Source organism: Methylobacterium sp. 190mf, from assembly GCF_900107945.1.
Classification (GTDB): Bacteria; Pseudomonadota; Alphaproteobacteria; order Rhizobiales; family Beijerinckiaceae; genus Methylobacterium.
Genome location: NZ_FNVI01000001.1, coordinates 498,228 through 516,119 on the forward strand (window position 1 = coordinate 498,228; position 17,892 = coordinate 516,119).

The following is a 17,892-nucleotide window of genomic DNA, read 5'->3' on the forward strand; positions in this document are numbered from 1 at the left end:
GCTCGGGCCTGCGCTGCGGTGCCTGGCATTTCTAACATCCTCGTGACGCCTTCGCCACGCCGTTTTCGCGGCGTGTCCGACCATAGTGCCTATTTGCTGTGCGATGCACGCACATCCTTAGAGCGCTTCACCGGAATCTGGCGCGATTTTAGTCAGGGCTGATCGGTGCACGGGCAGAGGCGGAGACGGATATGCGGTTGCTGACGGTTGCGGCAATGAGGCGGGTCGATGCCGCGGCAATCGAGGGCGGCGTGCCGGGCCTGACGCTGATGGAGACGGCCGGGGCCGCTGTGGCCGGGCGCGCCCGGGCGAGGCTCCCGGCCGGTGGCCGCGTCGTCGTCCTGTGCGGGCCGGGCAACAACGGCGGCGACGGCTTCGTGGCCGCGCGCCTGCTGGCCGAAGCCGGCTACGCGGTCGAACTCCTCTGCCTCGGCGCGGTGTCGGCGCTGACGGGGGACGCCGCGCTCGCGGCCGCGGCCTGGACGGGGCCGGTGCACCCGGCCGAGGGCGGCGCGCTGCCGTCCGGCGACCTCGTGATCGACGCCCTGTTCGGCGCCGGCCTGTCGCGCGACCTCGACGGCGCCGCCCGCGCGCTCGTCGAGGCGGTGAACGAGGCCGGGATGCCGGTGCTCGCCGTCGACGTGCCGAGCGGGGTCGACGGCGATACCGGCGCGGTGCGCGGCGCCGCCATCCGGGCAGTGGAGACCGTGACCTTCGTGACCTTCAAGCCCGGGCACCTGCTCCAGCCTGGGCGGGGCCTGTGCGGCCAGCTCAGCCTCGCCGATATCGGGACCGGCCCGGCGGCGCTGGAGGCGGGCCTGGCCGCCCGCGCGCCCCTCGACCGGAACGGGCCCGACCTGTGGGGCCGGGACTTCCCGCGCCTCACCGGCGCGAGCCACAAGTACACCCGCGGCCACGCCCTGGTCCTGTCCGGGCCGGCCACCAAGACCGGCGCCGCCCGGCTCGCCGCCCGCGGCGCCCTGCGGGTCGGGGCCGGGCTCGTCACCGTCGCGTCCCCGACCGCCGCGCTGCCCGAGAACGCCGCCCACCTCACGGCGATCATGCTGCGGCCCTGCGAGAGCGCCGACGACCTCGACGACCTGCTCACCGACGAGCGGCTGAACGTGATCCTGGCCGGACCCGGGCTCGGCACCGGCGAGCCGACCCGGGAGCGCGTGGCCGTCGCGGCCGCGGCCGGGCGCGGCCTCGTCCTCGACGCCGACGCGCTGACGAGCTTCGCCGGCAAGGCGCCGCTGCTCGCCGCCCATCTCGCCGACGGGGACGCGCGGGCCGTGCTGACCCCGCATGCCGGCGAGTTCGCGCGGCTCTTCGACGGGACGGACGCGATGGCCGAGGGCGCCGACAAGGTCGCCCGGGCCCGCGCGGCGGCCGCGCTCACCGGTGCCGTGGTAGTCTTCAAGGGGGCCGACACGGTGATCGCGGCCCCCGACGGCCGTGCGGCCATCAACGACCACGGCAGCCCCTATCTCGGGACGGCCGGGTCCGGGGACGTGCTCGGCGGCCTGATCGCCGGCCTGCTCGCGCAGGGCATGGAGCCCTTCGCGGCCGCCGCGGCCGGCGTCTGGCTCCACGGGGATGCGGGCCTGCGCCACGGGCCGGGCCTGATCGCCGAGGACATCCCCGAGTTGATGCCGGCGGTCCTGCGCGACCTCGTCGCGTCGACCGGGGGCTGACACGGCGGCCGACCGCTCAGGTGACCTCGAACATCGTCCAGAGGCCGGTGTCGAACCGTTCCAGCACCGTGGCGCTGATCAGCCAGCGCCCCGGATTGTCCGCCAGGAAGCCGATCCGGGCCGTCCGCCCCTCCAGGAGCTGGAACGTGTCGAGCCAGTAGGGCTCCCAGCCGTCGTCCAGGGGATGAAGCAGGCGGAAGCAGTGGCCGTGCAGGTGCAGGGCCTGCGGGAAGGCGGTCTCGTTGCGCAGGGCCAGCACCACCACCTGCCCGCGCTTCACCGAGAAGATCGGCGCGAGGCCGGCGGTGCCGCTCGCGCCGTTCACCGACCAGATCTTCTGCGGGTCGCCCGTGTAGACCGGATCGGGCGCGGGGCCGTCCTTGGCTCCGTCCTTCACTCCGTCCTTGCCCTTCGGCACGAAGGCGCCGCCGGTGATCACCACGTCGCGGCGCAGGGCGTTCTGGAGCTTGATCTCGGCCGGCAGGCGCTTGTTCTCGCCGATCGGCCCGATCGGGGGCCGCTTCTCGGTGATCCGGGCACCCTTGGTGACGACGCTCGCCAGGACCAGGCCCTTGCCGATCAGCGCGTGGATCTCGCAGGTGGCGCCTTCCTCCTCCGGCAGGTCGACCAGCAGGTCGTAGCGGGTGCCGGGCGGGAAGGGCAGGGTCGCCCGCAGGGGCTCGAACGTGTCGGTGGGCTGGCCGTCGACCGCCGCCACGTAGACCTTCACGCCCTCGAACTTGATGCGCGTTGCCCGGGCGTTGCAGGCATTGCCGAGACGCAGGCGGATTCGGGAGCCGGGCCTCGCCTCGAAGGCGCCCGGCACCGGCTTGCCGTTGACGGTCACGAGATTGCCGAGGCGCCCGTGCGCGGCCGCGAGCGCCGTCTGCCCGAACGGCATGAGGGTGCCGTCGTCCTGGAGCCGCCAGTCCTGCAGGACGACGCTGACGTCGGCGTCGACCGCGGGCGGGTTCGTCTCCTCGACGACCAGCATGCCCGCGAGGCCCCGGCCCGACGGCTCGCTCGCCCCGCCGACGACCAGGGGCCGGATCAGGTAGGAGCCGGCATCCGGCGGCGTGAAAATGTAGAGGAAGTCGCTGCCCGGCGGGATCGGCGCCTGGGTCACGCCGCCGACACCGTCCATGGCGTTGACGTTGCGCACCCCGTGCCAGTGCAGCGACAGCGGCTTGTCGGTCCGGTTCTCGACCTTGAGGCGCAACGCCTGCCCGAGCTTCACCCGGACCACGGGCGGCAGGGCCTTGCCGTCGAAGCACCAGACCGCCGTCTCGGGTGCGGGGTCCGGCCTGAACCGGGCCTTGCCGGGCGCCGCCGGCAGGGCCGCCGGCGCGGGCTCGGGCTGCGGCTGGACGGGCGCGGATGTCCCCGGCGCGGCGGCCGGCGCCTGGGCCCGCGCGGCCTCCGGCGCGAGCCCGAAGGCCGCCGCGGCGGCGAGCAGGGTTCGTCGCGACGGCGTGCCGGCGCGCGAATCGGTCGGCGGCACGGTGCGGGATGGCGGCATGGGATCTCGGCTGCGGCTCGCGACGGACCCGCTCCTTAGCGGCGCGCGGGCTCCCGCGCCACAGGGGCAAGTTTTTTGCTGCGGGCCCGCCGGCCCATGCTATAGGGCGCGCTTCCGGCGGCCGGCGATGCGCCGGATGTCGGCGCGCGCGGGCGTGGCGGAACTGGTAGACGCGCTGGATTTAGGTTCCAGTGTCGCAAGACGTGGGGGTTCGAGCCCCTCCGCCCGCACCAGGACCTCTGCTGAGGTTGCGGTCCCCTCGGGACCCTCCGCCCCGTACCCGACATCTCGGCATCCCGGTCCGCGCGAGCACGACGCCGGCCCGGCCGGCGAACCCAGGTTTCTTTGAAGAGCGACGACGACGATGCAGGTGACCGAGATCAACGCCCAGGGGCTGAAGCGCGAGTTTCAGGTTCTGCTGGCCGCCCAGGAACTCGAGGAGCGCCTGACCAACGAGCTGTCCGGCATGAAGGACAAGGTGCAGCTCAAGGGCTTCCGTCCCGGCAAGGTGCCGGTCGCGCACCTGCGCAAGGTCTACGGCCGCTCCGTGATGGCCGAGGTGGTGCAGAACGCCGTCAACGAGGCGAACCGCCAGATCGTCACCGATAACGGCCTCAAGCTCGCCCTGGAGCCGCAGGTCGAGTTCCCGACCGACCAGGCCGAGGTCGAGAAGGCGCTCGACGCCAAGGGCGACCTCGCCTTCAAGGTCGCCCTCGAGGTGATGCCGAGCTTCGAGCTCGCCGACCTCTCCGACGTCAGCCTGACCAAGCTCGTGGCCAAGCCCGCCGACGCCGAGGTCGACGAGGCCCTGGAGCGCATGGCCGGCCAGAGCCGTCCGTTCACCGAGCGCGAGGAGGGCGCCGAGGCCCAGAGCGGCGACCGCGTCACCATCGACTTCGTCGGCCGCATCGACGGCGAGGAGTTCCAGGGCGGCAAGGGCGAGGGCATCGACCTGGAGCTCGGCTCCGGCTCGTTCATCCCGGGCTTCGAGGAGCAGCTCGTCGGCGCCAAGGTCGGCGACAAGCGCCTCGTGAAGGTCACCTTCCCGGCCGAGTACGGGGCCGAGCACCTCGCCGGCAAGGACGCCGAGTTCGACGTGACCGTCACGAAGATCCAGGCGGCGGGCGAGGCGAAGATCGACGACGAGCTCGCCAAGTCCATGGGCATGGAGTCGCTGGAGAAGCTCCGCGAGGCCGTTTCCGAGGCGATCGGCCGGGATTTCGAGGCCGCCTCGCGCCGCCGGCTCAAGAAGGAGCTCCTCGACGCGCTGGACGGCAAGTACGCCTTCGAGCTGCCCCCGTCGCTGGTGGCCCAGGAATTCGCCGCCGTCTGGGCCCAGGTCGAGCAGGACCTCAAGACCCGCGGCAAGACCTTCGAGGACGAGGACACCACCGAGGAGAAGGCCCAGGCCGAGTACCGGAAGATCGCGGAACGGCGCGTCCGTCTCGGTCTCGTGCTTGCGCAGGTCGGCGAGAGCGCCGATATCAAGGTCTCGGACGAGGAGGTGAACCAGGCCCTCATCGCCCGGGTCCGGCAGTTCCCGGGCCAGGAGCAGCAGGTCTGGGACTTCTACCGGAAGAATGCGCAGGCGCTCGCGGAACTCCGCGCGCCCTTGTTCGAGGAGAAGGTCGTCGACCACGTCCTCGGGCAGGTCAAGCTCGTCGAGGAGCCCGTCTCGAAAGAGGCGCTTTTCGCGGACGAAGATGACGACGACACGACCGGCGGCAAGCCGGCAGACAAGGCCGAGGCCAAGGGCGAGTCCAAGACCGACGCCAAGACCGAAGCCAAGGCCGACTGAGTCCCGCTCTGTCCCAGGACGGCGGGCAAGGGTTAGGCGATGGTTAAGCATCGCCGGTGTTCGCTGACATGCCCGGGGCTGCCCTGATTCGCGGCAGCCCCGGGCCTCACTCCGGGGCAGGATGAGATGAGAGATCCGATCGACGTCTACAACAACGCGCTCGTGCCGATGGTCGTCGAGCAGTCGAGCCGCGGCGAGCGCGCCTTCGACATCTACTCCCGCCTGCTCCGCGAGCGCATCATCTTCCTCACCGGCCCCGTGGAGGATTACGGCGCGTCGCTGATCGTGGCGCAGCTGCTCTTCCTCGAGGCGGAGAACCCGAAGAAGGAAATCTCCTTCTACATCAACTCCCCCGGCGGCGTGGTTACCTCGGGCCTGTCGATCTACGACACGATGCAGTTCATCCGCTGCCCGGTGACGACCCTCTGCGTCGGCCAGGCCGCCTCGATGGGCTCCCTGCTGCTCACCGCCGGCGAGCCGGGCCACCGCTTCGCCCTGCCGAACGCCCGGATCATGGTCCACCAGCCGTCCGGCGGCTTCCAGGGTCAGGCGACCGACATCCTGATCCACGCCCGCGAGATCGAGGCGCTGAAGCGGCGCCTGAACGAGATCTACGTGAAGCACACCGGCCGCGACTACGACACGATCCACACGGCGCTGGAGCGCGACAACTTCATGACCGCCGACGCGGCCAAGGAGTTCGGGCTCATCGACGAGGTGATCGAGAAGCGTCCCGAGCCGGCGGCCGCCTGACCGGCCCGCGTCGCCTGACCGCCGCGGCGCGGCCTTGATCCCGCCGCGGCAGCGTGTTTGCATCGAGGTTCGGGCCCTTCGGTCAAAGGCGCGCAGCACACTGTTTCTTTAAACGGGCCCCCTACATTCATGCGATGCGCGTCCGCCCCTTGCCGGCGGCGGACGCGAGGAATCGGAGACCGATATGAGCAAGACTGGCGGCAACGACTCGAAGAGCACGCTGTATTGCTCGTTCTGCGGCAAGAGCCAGCACGAGGTCCGCAAGCTGATCGCCGGCCCCACGGTGTTCATCTGCGACGAGTGCGTCGAGCTGTGCATGGACATCATCCGCGAGGAGTCGAAATCCTCGCTGGTGAAGAGCCGCGACGGCGTGCCGACGCCCAAGGAGATCCGCCGCGTCCTCGACGACTACGTCATCGGCCAGGACTTCGCCAAGAAGGTCCTCTCGGTCGCGGTGCACAACCACTACAAGCGGCTCGCCCACGCGACGAAGCACAACGACGTCGAGCTGGCCAAGTCCAACATCATGCTGATCGGGCCGACCGGCTCGGGCAAGACCCTGCTCGCGCAGACGCTGGCCCGGATCCTCGACGTGCCGTTCACCATGGCGGACGCCACGACGCTGACCGAGGCCGGCTACGTCGGTGAGGACGTCGAGAACATCATCCTCAAGCTGCTCCAGGCCTCGGACTACAACGTCGAGCGGGCCCAGCGCGGCATCGTCTACATCGACGAGATCGACAAGATCTCCCGGAAGTCCGACAACCCGTCGATCACCCGCGACGTGTCGGGCGAGGGCGTGCAGCAGGCGCTCCTGAAGATCATGGAGGGCACGGTCGCCTCCGTCCCGCCCCAGGGCGGAAGGAAGCACCCGCAGCAGGAATTCCTGCAGGTCGACACCACCAACATCCTGTTCATCTGCGGCGGCGCCTTCGCGGGGCTGGAGCGGATCATCTCCCAGCGCGGCAAGGGCACCTCGATCGGCTTCGGCGCGACCGTGCAGGCCCCGGACGACCGCCGCACCGGCGAGATCTTCCGCTCGGTCGAGCCGGAGGACCTGCTGAAGTTCGGCCTCATCCCCGAGTTCGTCGGCCGTCTGCCGGTCCTGGCGACCCTGGAGGACCTCGACGAGGCCGCGCTGAAGAAGATCCTGCAGGAGCCGAAGAACGCCCTGGTCAAGCAGTACCAGCGGCTGTTCGAGATGGAGAACGTCGACCTGACGTTCCAGGACGAGGCGCTGTCGCTCGTCGCTCGCAAGGCGATCGAGCGCAAGACCGGCGCCCGCGGCCTGCGCTCCATCCTGGAGACGATCCTGCTCGACACGATGTACGACTTGCCGGGCCTCGAGTCCGTGGAGCAGGTGGTCATCGGTCCGGAGGTGGTGGAGGGCAAGTCGCGCCCCCTCTACATCCACGGCGACCGCAACAAGGACACGCCCGCGAGCGTCAGCGCGTAGGCACTCGGCAGGGTTGCATCAGGCGCCCGGCCCAGGCCGGGCGCTGCGGGGATCGCCTTGAAAACGCGCTTCCTCGCAGCCACCTCAGGCTCAGCGCGGTGGCCGCACGCTCCTTCGAGGTCCGGTCCGCGTCGCCAGCCGCAAAGTTAGCGAAATCCGACCCTCGCGGCCCGGTCGGCACCCGGCTGTAGGCGCGCTCCGTGCATGGGGGCGCCGAACCCGGGCGTCCCTGAGAGGAAGTCACATGTCACAGTCGAAATCGCGCCAGCCGGTGGTCCCGGGTTCGACGGGCACCTACGCCGTCCTCCCCCTGCGCGACATCGTCGTCTTCCCGCACATGATCGTGCCCCTGTTCGTGGGCCGCGAGAAGTCGATCCGCGCCCTCGAGGAGGCCGTCCGCACCGACCGCCACATCCTGCTCGCCACCCAGATCAACGCGGGCGACGACGACCCGGCGACCGACGCCATCTACAAGATCGGCACGCTCGCCTCGGTGCTCCAGTTGCTGAAGCTGCCCGACGGCACCGTGAAGGTGCTGGTCGAGGGTGTCGGCCGCGCCAAGGTCGTCGACTTCACCCGCTCGGACGAGTTCTACGAGGCGACCGCCGAGGCGCTCCACGACGAGCTCGGCGACCGCGTCGAGGCCGAGGCGCTCGCGCGCTCCGTGCTCTCGGAGTTCGAGAACTACGTCAAGCTGAACAAGAAGATCTCGCCCGAGGTCGTCTCCGCCGTGACCCAGATCGACGAGCCGTCCAAGCTCGCCGACACGATCGGCTCGCACCTGCTCGTCAAGATCTCCGACAAGCAGGGCATCCTGGAGACCCCCACGGTGGCGCAGCGCCTCGAGCGCGTGCTGTCGCTGATGGAGAGCGAGATCTCCGTGCTGCAGGTGGAGAAGCGCATCCGGACCCGCGTCAAGCGGCAGATGGAGAAGACCCAGCGCGAGTACTACCTGAACGAGCAGATGAAGGCGATCCAGAAGGAGCTGGGCGACTCCGAGGATGGCCGCGACGAGCTGGCCGAACTGGAAGAGAAGATCGAGAAGACCAAGCTCTCCAAGGAGGCCCGCGACAAGGCCACCGCCGAGCTGAAGAAGCTGCGGCAGATGTCGCCGATGTCGGCCGAGGCGACCGTCGTGCGCAACTACCTCGACTGGATGCTCGGCATCCCGTGGAGCAAGCGCTCGAAGATCAAGAAGGACCTGCTGGGCGCCCAGGCGCTGCTCGACGAGGATCATTTCGGCCTCGACAAGGTCAAGGAGCGGATCGTCGAGTACCTCGCGGTGCAGCAGCGCGCGAACAAGCTCACCGGCCCGATCCTGTGCCTCGTCGGTCCTCCCGGCGTCGGCAAGACCTCGCTCGGCAAGTCCATCGCCAAGGCTACGGGTCGCGAGTTCGTCCGGATGTCGCTCGGCGGCGTGCGCGACGAGGCCGAGATCCGCGGTCACCGCCGGACCTATATCGGCTCGATGCCCGGCAAGATCGTGCAGTCGATGCGCAAGGCCAAGACCTCGAACCCGCTCATCCTGCTCGACGAGATCGACAAGATGGGCATGGACTTCCGCGGCGATCCGTCGGCGGCGCTCCTCGAGGTTCTCGACCCTGAGCAGAACAGCACCTTCAATGACCACTACCTGGAGGTGGATTACGACCTCTCGAACGTGATGTTCGTGACCACGGCCAACACCCTCAACATCCCGGGCCCGCTCATGGACCGGATGGAGGTGATCCGCATCGCCGGATACACCGAGGAGGAGAAGGTCGAGATCGCGCGCAAGCACCTGATCCCGAACGCCCTGAAGAAGCACGGCCTCGGGACGCACGAGTGGTCGATCGACGACGATGGCTTGATGATGCTGGTCCGCCGCTACACGCGGGAGGCGGGCGTCCGCAACCTGGAGCGCGAGCTGTCCAACCTGATCCGCAAGGCGGTGAAGGAGATCCTGATCACCAAGACCAAGTCGGTCGCGGTGACCCCGGACACCCTTCCGGTCTTCCTCGGCCCGCCGAAGTTCCGCTACGGCGAGATCGACGCGGACGATCAGGTCGGCGTGGTGACGGGTCTGGCCTGGACCGAGGTCGGCGGCGAATTGCTGACGATCGAGGGCGTCATGATGCCCGGCAAGGGCAAGATGACGGTCACCGGCAACTTGAAGGACGTGATGAAGGAGTCGATCTCGGCGGCGGCGAGCTACGTCCGCTCGCGGGCGATCGATTTCGGGATCGAGCCGCCGCTGTTCGACCGGCGCGACATCCACGTTCACGTTCCGGAGGGGGCGACCCCGAAGGACGGTCCGTCGGCCGGCATCGCCATGGCCACCGCGATCATCTCGACGCTGACCGGGATTCCGGTCCGCCGCGAGGTCGCGATGACCGGCGAGGTGACGCTCCGCGGCCGGGTCCTGCCGATCGGCGGCCTGAAGGAGAAACTGCTCGCCGCGCTGCGCGGCGGCATCAAGACGGTGCTGATCCCCGAGGAGAACGCCAAGGACATCGCCGAGGTGCCCGACAGCGTGAAGAACGGGCTGGAGATCGTGCCTGTGTCGCGGATGGATCAGGTGCTGGAGAAGGCGCTGGTCCGTCAGCCCGAGGCGATCGAGTGGGAGGAGCCGCTCCCGGTGGCGAAGCCCGCCCGGACCGAAGAGGACGGCGCTGCCTTCGTGGCGCACTGAGCCGCCCGATCGATTGAGACGAGCCCCCGGTGCCCCGAGCCCCGGGGGCTTTTTCATGCGCGAACGCGAGCGCGGAGGCCCGGATGCGCATCCTGCTGATCAACCCGAACACGAGTGCGCACGTCACCGATCTCGTCGCCGGCCATGTCCGCACCCAGCTCGGCGGCCGTGCGGAGCTGCGCGCCGTCACCGGCCGGTTCGGAGCCCGCTACATCGCGAGCCGGGCGGCGGCGGCGATCGCCGGCCACGCGGCCCTCGACGCTCTCGCGGAGCACGGCGCCGGCTGCGATGCGGTCTACCTAGCCTGCTTCGGTGATCCGGGCCTCCTCGCCCTGCGTGAGCTGTCGCGGGTACCGGTCATCGGCATGGCGGAAGCGGCCTGCCGCGAGGCCGCTGCGTCCGGTCGCTTCGGGATCGTCACCGGGGGCGCGGCCTGGGAGCCGATGCTGCGGGAGTTCGTGGCGGCCCTCAACCTCGCCGACGCCCTCGCGGCCCTCCGCACGGTGGCTCCGAGCGGCGGCACCATCGCCCGTGACCCGGACGCGGCCCTGGAGATCCTCGCCCAAGCCTGCCGCGCCTGCGCGGGGGCCGGCGCCGAGTCGGTCATCCTGGGCGGTGCCGGTCTGGCCGGGCTCGCCGCGCGGATCGCTCCCCAGGTTCCCGTTCCGGTGATCTGCTCGGTCGAGGCGGGGACCCGCGCGGTTCTGGCCGCGGGCGCATTCGGGCAGGCCCCGTCGAGGCCTGACCCTGTCGAGAGCATCGGCCTGACACCCGCGCTGGCGACGCGGCTCATCGACCCCTGATAAGGATCCGGGGTGCGGACCCTTGCACCGGACCGGGACCATGCCGTAACGGTCGCCAGTCGGGCGGTTAGCTCAGTTGGTAGAGCGTCTCCTTTACACGGAGAGGGTCGGGGGTTCGAGTCCCTCACCGCCCACCAAGATTGTTTCTCGTTTTCCATTGTTTGCTGATGTGAGGCCGGCAAATTCCGGCCTCAACAACCGTTCTGACGGCGCCTTACGGCACCGTGTTCCGGCTAGGCCGCGGCCCACAGGAGAGGACTGGTGAAGCCGCGGTCGACGGCTCGAGCGCCTCGGTCATCTTCTGGCCGTCGCGCTTGCGCTGCTGCGCCTAGGACACGCCGAGCCGAACCGAGCTGGTGCGCCTCAAGGGCGAGATGAAGGCGCTGGAAAAGGTCTCCGTCCAGAAGACATGCGGGATTAGTTCGAGCGGCAGGCTGCCCGCTGACCGGCTTGGCGGGGCGTGCTAACCTAAGCCGCATGCCCCGCTGGCTCCAATTCGCCCTCGGCCTCGTCACGCTGATCGCGCTCGCCGCGGGCATCGTGCGTACGCTCGTGCGTCACATGCCGGGCGCGGTCGCATCGTGGCTCGGGCCGTGGGCTTACGAGGCGTTGATCCTGCTGCTGGCCGTCAGCGTCGTGGCGATCATCGTGCGGGCCGCCCAGGGCTATCGCTCTCCTCGATCTGATAAGGTGCGGTAATGCTCCGCCGGCTCGCGATCCTCCTCCCTTTGCTCGTCTCCACGGTCGCGCACGCTGCGGGCCCCGGAGCCAGGGCGGTGGGCACCTTCGAGCACTAGGAGGACGGCTACGAGCAGGGCGTCGAGGTGAAGGCCGCGGGCGCAGCCGGCTTCACGGCCCAGTTCTCAACGGGAACCAAGGGCTGCGGCGGTGAGGTGACGATGAAAGGGCGGCCGACCGGACCCGACACGGTCGTCTTCAGCAAAACCAACGGTGGGCAAACCTGCCGGATCACCGCCCGCTACGCTTCGGATTTCCGGTCCGTCGTCCTGGAAGAACAGGGCTGCACGATGTGGCACGGCGCCTCGTGTGAGTTCCAAGGGACGTTGAAGCGAACGGGACGCTAGCTGCCCCGCTACGAGGCGGCGCGCCTGTGGAGGCACCGATAAATCTGACGAGGGCGAATATCAGTACTAGGACACAATTACAGAGTGGGCCTGTTGCAAAAGCAGGAGGATCTACGGATGTTTCGCCCTGATTCGAGGGCGGGCTCACGTGTCGATGGCGTTCAATCAGATTTTATTTTCGATTTTTGTGTATCTAGGTGCCGCTATTTGCGGGGCAGTGGTGGGTGGAATACTGGGTTTTCTCGTCGGTGCTTGGTATGTTGACATCATGAAGGTAACTCAGCGAGAAGGCACGGCCGGCTATATGGTCGTTTTGCTTTTCACGCCAATCGGGGCGTCCTTGGGAGCCGTTGCTGCCCTCATCGCGCTGATCATTCGCCGTCACTATTATTGATGAGTTCAATCAGGCATTGTCGGGCGCCAACTCGACCTGGCTGAACTGCCGCGCGCACTGCGCCACACCTTCGCGACGGGGGGCATGAGGGCGGGCGTGCCGTTCGGCAAGGTTGCTCGAGCACTCGGCACCAACGAGCAGGACGTGGAGCAGGTTTATGGCCACCACCTCCCGGAGCATCTGCGCGGCGTTGTGGAGACCGTGTCTCGGGGTGGTCGGGCGGAAGGCAGACAGGAACTCCATCGAAAAGCGACACAGAATCATGCACATAAGTGCAGAATAACAATCTTGATTACGGCTTAAATATTACTTTGGCCGCGCTTTTATCACATGTTGAACTGAAAAAAGGGCGGGCGCGATCCTGCAGAGCTGGCCGAGCACAAAACTCTTCTGATCTTGAGGGAGAAAGCGAAAGGGCGTGTAGCGGTATACGCCCATCCAGCCACCCGCGGCACCGCGAATATCTTCAACTTCATATCCCGCCGCCTCGAACAAACGACGTACACTCCTGCGCGTGAACCATCGGAGATGTGTGGCATCCATTATCCCGGTCGGCTTGTAGTTAAAATTTCCGAATAATAATTGCGCTCTTACGGTCCAATGCGCAACATTTGGAATAGAGGCCAGCACGCGACCATCTGGCGCCAGCGAATTTTTTACTTCTCTCAACATTTCTGCTGGGTCTACAAGATGCTCTAAAACGTCTGCAAATAAGATGTAGTCAAATTTCTCGTTTCTCTGTGCGAAAGTTTGATCATAAACACCAGTGATGACATTTAATCCTTCTGTGCGCGCTTGCTCGGCTCTCTCGGGATGAGGCTCAACGCCAACTACATCAAGAGAGAGAGCGTCTCTCAGTGTGGATGTGATCGTCCCTGTTCCGCATCCAACATCTAATAGCTTTTTGTTTTTTTTCATAAACGAAATCAATAATCCCGTGCTTTCGTATCGATTATTGTTTCTGCTGTTATACCTCAGAGAAGAAACATTCTGTTTGCTGAGTCCGGCGACGGCCTCTCGAGTATGTGTCATGTTCGGAAGCTCCATTCTGTCGCCTGCGTTGTTATAGGCATTTTCGGAATCGGCTTAGGGCCGATCCGTCAGCAGATTTTGATGCTCAAAAATATGGAAAAATCAGCATTCATGAGTGACAAATAAACAAACAACAGTCAAGAAGTCAGAGGTCCGCCAATAGGGTTTTTCAATCGTCCATAGGTCTATACGAGAGCTTGCCGACAAGCTGGCCGAGATCCGCGCCGGGGTCGCGCAGTTGGAACGGACTGCGGCGATCGCGACGTGCCGGGAGGTCGGGTGCGATATACGGCGCGCCGGCGGGCGCAATGTGGCCGGCGGCGTCAGGTGCTGTTCCGCGCTCGACAGCGTCTGTACCCGGTGCGGCGATAGAGACGATGGCGACAAGGCCGAAGCAGTCGAGCGACAAGCCGGGTGCGACGACCGCGTGACCAATTACGGGCCGACATGGGTGCGCTGTAGAACACAGGGAGCATCCGACGAACCGGCCCGGAACAGGTCTCCGGACATTTTCCGGAAACGAAGGCCCGACGGGCCTCCAGATGGCCCGCTACGTTTTTTTTCCTGTGCCGTCGCTCTACGGCCTGGGAATGCCAATCCTTCCACGGAGAGGGTCAGGAGTTCGAGTCCCTCACCGCCCGCCGGCGCTCCGGCGCCCGCCTCCGTCGACGGTGAGGGCGGGCGGCTACCGGTAGCCGCCGTTCGGCAGCCGTCCGTGATACGGCGTGTTGCGGCAATGGCCCCACGGTCCGCGCCAGTAGCCGGGCGGGCAGCCGTTCCCCGCTCGCACCTGATACCAGCCGCCGGGCAGCGGACCGACATAGGGCGTGCTGCGGCAGTGGCCCCAGGGGCCGCGCCAGGCGCCCGGCCCACATCCCCCCGCCACGAGCGTGATCGGCGCCGCGAGGCCCGGATCGGCCACGACCGGCATCGCCTGCGCGGCCGAGACCGGCAGCGCCGCCAGGGCTACGGCCGCGGCAGCTTTCGTTAAGATATTCATCATCACTCTCCGGGAAATCGGTCCGTATTGATCGCCCCGATCTTTCACAGAACTCATCAATACCCCCCGCAGATGCATTAAATATCGGCCATGAAAGAAAATGGTTCCGGAAATGCGATCAATCCGATGCATTGGCGCGGCGCTTCCGCGCCGGCATCGCCGGTCAGCGGGAGCGCCGCTGGCGACCGGCAGCCGCGTCCGGCCCCGGAAAGAGCTGCAACCGGAAATCTCAACCGGAGGTGGTTCATGATGAAGCTGAAGGCAAATGCCTGAGGCCGTGACGCTCAGTCATACCTAAGAATCGGTACTGTAAGCCTCGGAATAGACGTGGGCATCTTCGCGGAATCACTTCGAAGCGGAGAGTGCGATGCCAGTCACGATTCCGGATCGCCTGGGGCTCGGCGTCGCCGATGCCGGGAACGGCCTCTCCGCCCGCGCGGCCGAGGCACGGTCGCGGCTCGTCCGCTGGATCGTGGGTAATCGCGCGCAGGCGCGCGTCCCGACGCGGATCCTGACCGACGACGAGATCGCCGCGTTCCGGCGCAACGGGTTCGTCACCGTCCCGGCGATCACTACCGCCGAGGAGCTCGACACCCTGCGCGGCGCCTATGACCGTCTGTTCGAGGAGGCGCGCGGCTGGAAGGACGGGAGCCTGTTCGACCTCGTCGACGTCGACCGCGGCGCCAGCGAGGCGCGCTCGCCCCAGCTACTCAACCCGTCCCGCTTCGAGCCGCTCCTCCGGGACATCCTGTTCCGGGCCAACGCCCAGGCCATGTCGCGCCAGCTCCTGGGGAACCGCGCGGCCCTCGTCTTCGAGCACGCGATCCGCAAGCCGCCGAAGATCGGCGCCGCCACCGCGTGGCACCAGGACGAGGCGTTCTACGCCGCCTACACGAATTACCGGGCGATCACGGTCTGGATGCCCCTGCAGGACGTCTCGCCGGAGAACGGCTGCATGCTCTACGTCCCGGGCAGCCACCGTGAGCCGCTCCTCCCCCATCGCAGCATCGGCGGCGACCCGCGGATCCACGGGCTCGAGGCCCTCGGCGTTCCGGTGGAGCGCGCGGTCCCGTGTCCGCTCCCGGCGGGCGGCGCCACCTTCCACGATTGCCGGACCCTGCACTGCGCCGGGCCGAATCTCAGCGCCGGACCGCGGCGCGCCTACGCCCTCGGCTTCGGGGTCCGCGCGCCGGAGCACACGCTCCGCCACGAGCATCCCTGGAACGCCGAGAAGCGCACGCTGCGGCAGGAGCGCGAGCGGCAGGCCCGCGGCGGGCTGGCCCGGTTGAAGGCGGGCGCCAAACAGCAGATCAAGGCGCTCATCCGCTGAGGGAGGCCCCGCCCGCGGGGCTCGTGACCGGGTCCGTCAGGCCTCCGACCGCACCGCCAGGGCCGCGCGCACGACCGCGTCGGTCTGCAGGTGGTGCAGCATGTGGCCGGCCCCCGGAAGGGACTCGAATCGCGCCCCGGGGATCAGGCCGGCCGCGCGCCGGCCGTGCAACTCGGTGTTCACCACCAGGTCGGCGCTGCCGCCCAGGATACGGGTGGGCCGGCGCAGGGACCGGTAGCCGAGGACGCTACGCGCGAGCCCCGGCCAGAGCCAGCCCGCATCCTCGCCCTCGGCGGTGATCTGCGCCGGGCGACCCGCGAGGGCGAAGGGGAAGTCCCGCGCGAAGCGCGCCGGCATCGCCTCGGGGAAGAACATCGCGTTCCACAGGAGCGGGAGCAGCGCCCGGTCGCTGCTGGCGCCCAGGAACGCCGACAGCGCGTCGCCGCCGAAGGGCAGCGCCCGCGGCCCGAACAGCACCTGCTCCAGCCGCGGCTCGGGGAAGCAGATCGGCGCCAGGGCGACGATGCCGGCCACCTCGTTCGGATGGAGCATGCCGTAGGCGAGGGCGACGGCGCCCCCGAACGAGTGGCCCAGGATGACCGGGCGCTCCAGGCCGAGGCGCCGCACCGCCTCCCGGATGGACGCCGCCTGATCCCAGATGTCGGCGCCGCCGCCGCGCGGCCGGCGGCTGAAGCCGTGGCCCGGGCGGTCGACGGCGACCACGCGGAAATGCTCGGCCAGAGCCGGCACGGGCCCGAGCCAGACGTCCTCCAGGCACATCAGCGTGCCGTGGATCGCCACGAGGTCCGACCCGGCGCCGGTCTCCGCGTAGGCGATCGTCCGGTCGTCGGCCAGGGACACGATCCGGCGCGGCACGATCCGGGGATCGGCCTCGGTGCCGGTCCCGGCCTCCCGCGCCGGTCGGGCGGGGCCGGGCAGGGTCTCCGTCGCGACAGCCATTTACAGGCGCCGCCGGCGCCCGGACGAGGTGCCGAGCACCGCGAAGGCCGTGGCCGCGCCGACGCCGAGGAGGCCGGCCGCCGCCGCGAGGGGGTGCAGGGTCGCGCGGGTATAGGCGCTGGTCCGCATGACCGGGACGGGCGGGTCGCCCCGCGTCTCGCCCGCCGAGACCGGCGAGTGCAGCGCGCCGTCCGGGTTGCGGGACGCGCTCCGGCGCTTCTGGAGCGCGATGATGGCCGGGCCGAGATAGTCGTAGGCGCCGGGCGCGAATTCCTTGCCGGCCACGAAGGCCTTGCCGGCCCCGCCCACGAAGATGTCGCGCTGCGGGTGGACGGCCGCGTGCAGGATGGCGTTCGCCACCTCCTCCGGCGGGTAGATCGGCGGCGGCAGGCTCGGCTCGCGGTCCATGTAGTTGCGCGCCCGCTGGGGCAGGGGGGTGTCGATCGAGGCGGGCTTGATCAGCGTCACCGAGATCGGTGCGTTCTCGTCCATCAGCTCCATGCGCAGGGCGTCGGTGAAGCCCTTCACGGCGTGTTTCGAGGCCGCGTACATGCCCTGGAACGGGAAGGCGAGGTCGGAGGCGATGCTGCCGACGTTGATGAGGGCGCCGCCGTGTTGGCGCAGGTGCTCGGTCGCCACGAGGGAGCCGTAGACGGTCCCCCAGAAATTCGTCTGGATCAGGCGCTCGTGGTCGGCGTCGCTGATCTCGCGCAGCCGGCCGTAGATCGAGCCGCCGGCCACGTTCACCCAGGTGTCGAAGCCGCCGAAGGTCGCCTCGGCCCGGTCGGCGACCGCCTGCACGTCGGCCCGCCGGCCGACATCGGCGACGACGTCGATCGCCTTGCCGCCGACGCCCTCGATCTCGGCGCGGATGCGCGCCAGGGCGTCGCCGCTGCGCGCCGCCAGCACCACCCGGGCGCCGCGCTCGGCCGCCATCCGGGCCGTTGCGAGACCGATGCCCGACGAGGCGCCGGTGATCACGATGACCTGCTCGCGGAGCGGCTTGTGCTTCATGCGGTATCCCCAGCGCTGCGGCGCGGCCGCACGGGAGCGGCCACACGCTAGGCTATCGATCGGGGTGGCCGCATGTTCCGGGCGCGCCTGCGGGTGATCGGGTCGCAGGCTGCCCGGCCGGGCGCTCAGCGCCCGTAGATATCCTCGACGCGGATGATGTCGTCCTCGCCGGTGTAGGAGCCGACCTGGACCTCGATCAGCTCCAGCGGGATCTTGCCCGGGTTGGCCAGCCGGTGCATCGAGCCGATCGGCAGGTAGACCGCCTCGTTCTCGTGGACCAGCACCACCCGCTCGTCGATCGTGACCTCGGCGGTGCCGCGCACCACCACCCAGTGCTCCGCCCGGTGGTAGTGCTTCTGCAGCGACAGCCGCCCGCCCGGCAC

Annotated in this window: 16 protein-coding genes and 2 tRNA genes; 12 read left to right on the forward strand and 6 right to left on the reverse strand. The window is 68.6% G+C overall.

Features of this window, described 5'->3' with window-relative positions:
* Positions 1 to 191: 191 nt before the first annotated feature.
* The gene (locus C4T42_RS02465; protein ID WP_103984683.1) at positions 192 to 1,694 is read left to right on the forward strand and encodes an NAD(P)H-hydrate dehydratase; all 1,503 of its coding nucleotides are present in this window, start codon (positions 192 to 194) and stop codon (positions 1,692 to 1,694) included.
* A gap of 16 nt (positions 1,695 to 1,710) precedes the next feature.
* Here the strand turns inward: C4T42_RS02465 and C4T42_RS02470 are convergent, their stop codons facing one another.
* The gene (locus tag C4T42_RS02470; RefSeq protein ID WP_020090764.1) at positions 1,711 to 3,213 is read right to left on the reverse strand and encodes a multicopper oxidase family protein; all 1,503 of its coding nucleotides are present in this window, start codon (positions 3,211 to 3,213) and stop codon (positions 1,711 to 1,713) included.
* Positions 3,214 to 3,361: 148 nt separating this feature from the next.
* Here C4T42_RS02470 and C4T42_RS02475 point away from each other — a divergent pair.
* From C4T42_RS02475 to C4T42_RS31430, 10 genes are all read left to right on the forward strand, one after another.
* Positions 3,362 to 3,446: transfer RNA gene (locus C4T42_RS02475), tRNA-Leu, on the forward strand.
* Positions 3,447 to 3,577: 131 nt separating this feature from the next.
* Positions 3,578 to 5,011, forward strand: a complete 1,434-nt coding sequence (tig, locus tag C4T42_RS02480; protein WP_042672154.1) for a trigger factor — start codon at positions 3,578 to 3,580, stop codon at positions 5,009 to 5,011.
* Positions 5,012 to 5,137: 126 nt separating this feature from the next.
* Positions 5,138 to 5,764: an ATP-dependent Clp protease proteolytic subunit gene (locus C4T42_RS02485; RefSeq protein WP_012322036.1), complete on the forward strand. Its 627-nt coding sequence runs from the start codon at positions 5,138 to 5,140 to the stop codon at positions 5,762 to 5,764.
* 184 nt (positions 5,765 to 5,948) lie between these two features.
* Positions 5,949 to 7,220, forward strand: coding sequence for an ATP-dependent Clp protease ATP-binding subunit ClpX (gene clpX / locus C4T42_RS02490; RefSeq protein WP_020090762.1), 1,272 nt, complete (start codon positions 5,949 to 5,951; stop codon positions 7,218 to 7,220).
* Positions 7,221 to 7,464: 244 nt separating this feature from the next.
* A complete protein-coding gene (gene lon, locus C4T42_RS02495) occupies positions 7,465 to 9,891 on the forward strand; it encodes an endopeptidase La (protein ID WP_020090761.1) in 2,427 nt (808 codons plus the stop codon).
* Between the two features lie 83 nt (positions 9,892 to 9,974).
* Positions 9,975 to 10,694, forward strand: a complete 720-nt coding sequence (locus C4T42_RS02500) for an aspartate/glutamate racemase family protein (protein WP_020090760.1) — start codon at positions 9,975 to 9,977, stop codon at positions 10,692 to 10,694.
* 61 nt (positions 10,695 to 10,755) lie between these two features.
* A tRNA-Val gene (locus tag C4T42_RS02505) sits at positions 10,756 to 10,831 on the forward strand.
* Between the two features lie 340 nt (positions 10,832 to 11,171).
* Positions 11,172 to 11,393, forward strand: coding sequence for a hypothetical protein (locus C4T42_RS02510; protein WP_020090759.1), 222 nt, complete (start codon positions 11,172 to 11,174; stop codon positions 11,391 to 11,393).
* A gap of 125 nt (positions 11,394 to 11,518) precedes the next feature.
* The gene (locus tag C4T42_RS31425) at positions 11,519 to 11,779 is read left to right on the forward strand and encodes a hypothetical protein (RefSeq protein ID WP_146073982.1); all 261 of its coding nucleotides are present in this window, start codon (positions 11,519 to 11,521) and stop codon (positions 11,777 to 11,779) included.
* Positions 11,780 to 11,927: 148 nt separating this feature from the next.
* Positions 11,928 to 12,173, forward strand: coding sequence for a hypothetical protein (locus tag C4T42_RS31430; RefSeq protein WP_128083348.1), 246 nt, complete (start codon positions 11,928 to 11,930; stop codon positions 12,171 to 12,173).
* Between the two features lie 306 nt (positions 12,174 to 12,479).
* Here the strand turns inward: C4T42_RS31430 and C4T42_RS02520 are convergent, their stop codons facing one another.
* Positions 12,480 to 13,220: a class I SAM-dependent methyltransferase gene (locus C4T42_RS02520; RefSeq protein ID WP_081636425.1), complete on the reverse strand. Its 741-nt coding sequence runs from the start codon at positions 13,218 to 13,220 to the stop codon at positions 12,480 to 12,482.
* 670 nt (positions 13,221 to 13,890) lie between these two features.
* The gene (locus C4T42_RS02525; protein WP_170855074.1) at positions 13,891 to 14,208 is read right to left on the reverse strand and encodes a hypothetical protein; all 318 of its coding nucleotides are present in this window, start codon (positions 14,206 to 14,208) and stop codon (positions 13,891 to 13,893) included.
* Positions 14,209 to 14,572: 364 nt separating this feature from the next.
* Between C4T42_RS02525 and C4T42_RS02530 the strand changes: the two genes are divergently transcribed.
* Positions 14,573 to 15,535: a phytanoyl-CoA dioxygenase family protein gene (locus C4T42_RS02530; protein WP_020090755.1), complete on the forward strand. Its 963-nt coding sequence runs from the start codon at positions 14,573 to 14,575 to the stop codon at positions 15,533 to 15,535.
* Between the two features lie 36 nt (positions 15,536 to 15,571).
* Here the strand turns inward: C4T42_RS02530 and C4T42_RS02535 are convergent, their stop codons facing one another.
* The 3 genes from C4T42_RS02535 to C4T42_RS02545 form a co-directional block, all read right to left on the reverse strand.
* Positions 15,572 to 16,495: an alpha/beta hydrolase gene (locus C4T42_RS02535; RefSeq protein ID WP_020090754.1), complete on the reverse strand. Its 924-nt coding sequence runs from the start codon at positions 16,493 to 16,495 to the stop codon at positions 15,572 to 15,574.
* Positions 16,496 to 17,509: an SDR family oxidoreductase gene (locus C4T42_RS02540; protein ID WP_103984684.1), complete on the reverse strand. Its 1,014-nt coding sequence runs from the start codon at positions 17,507 to 17,509 to the stop codon at positions 16,496 to 16,498.
* 125 nt (positions 17,510 to 17,634) lie between these two features.
* On the reverse strand, positions 17,635 to 17,892 hold a 258-nt coding region (locus C4T42_RS02545), incomplete at its 5' end, for a cupin domain-containing protein (protein WP_146073983.1).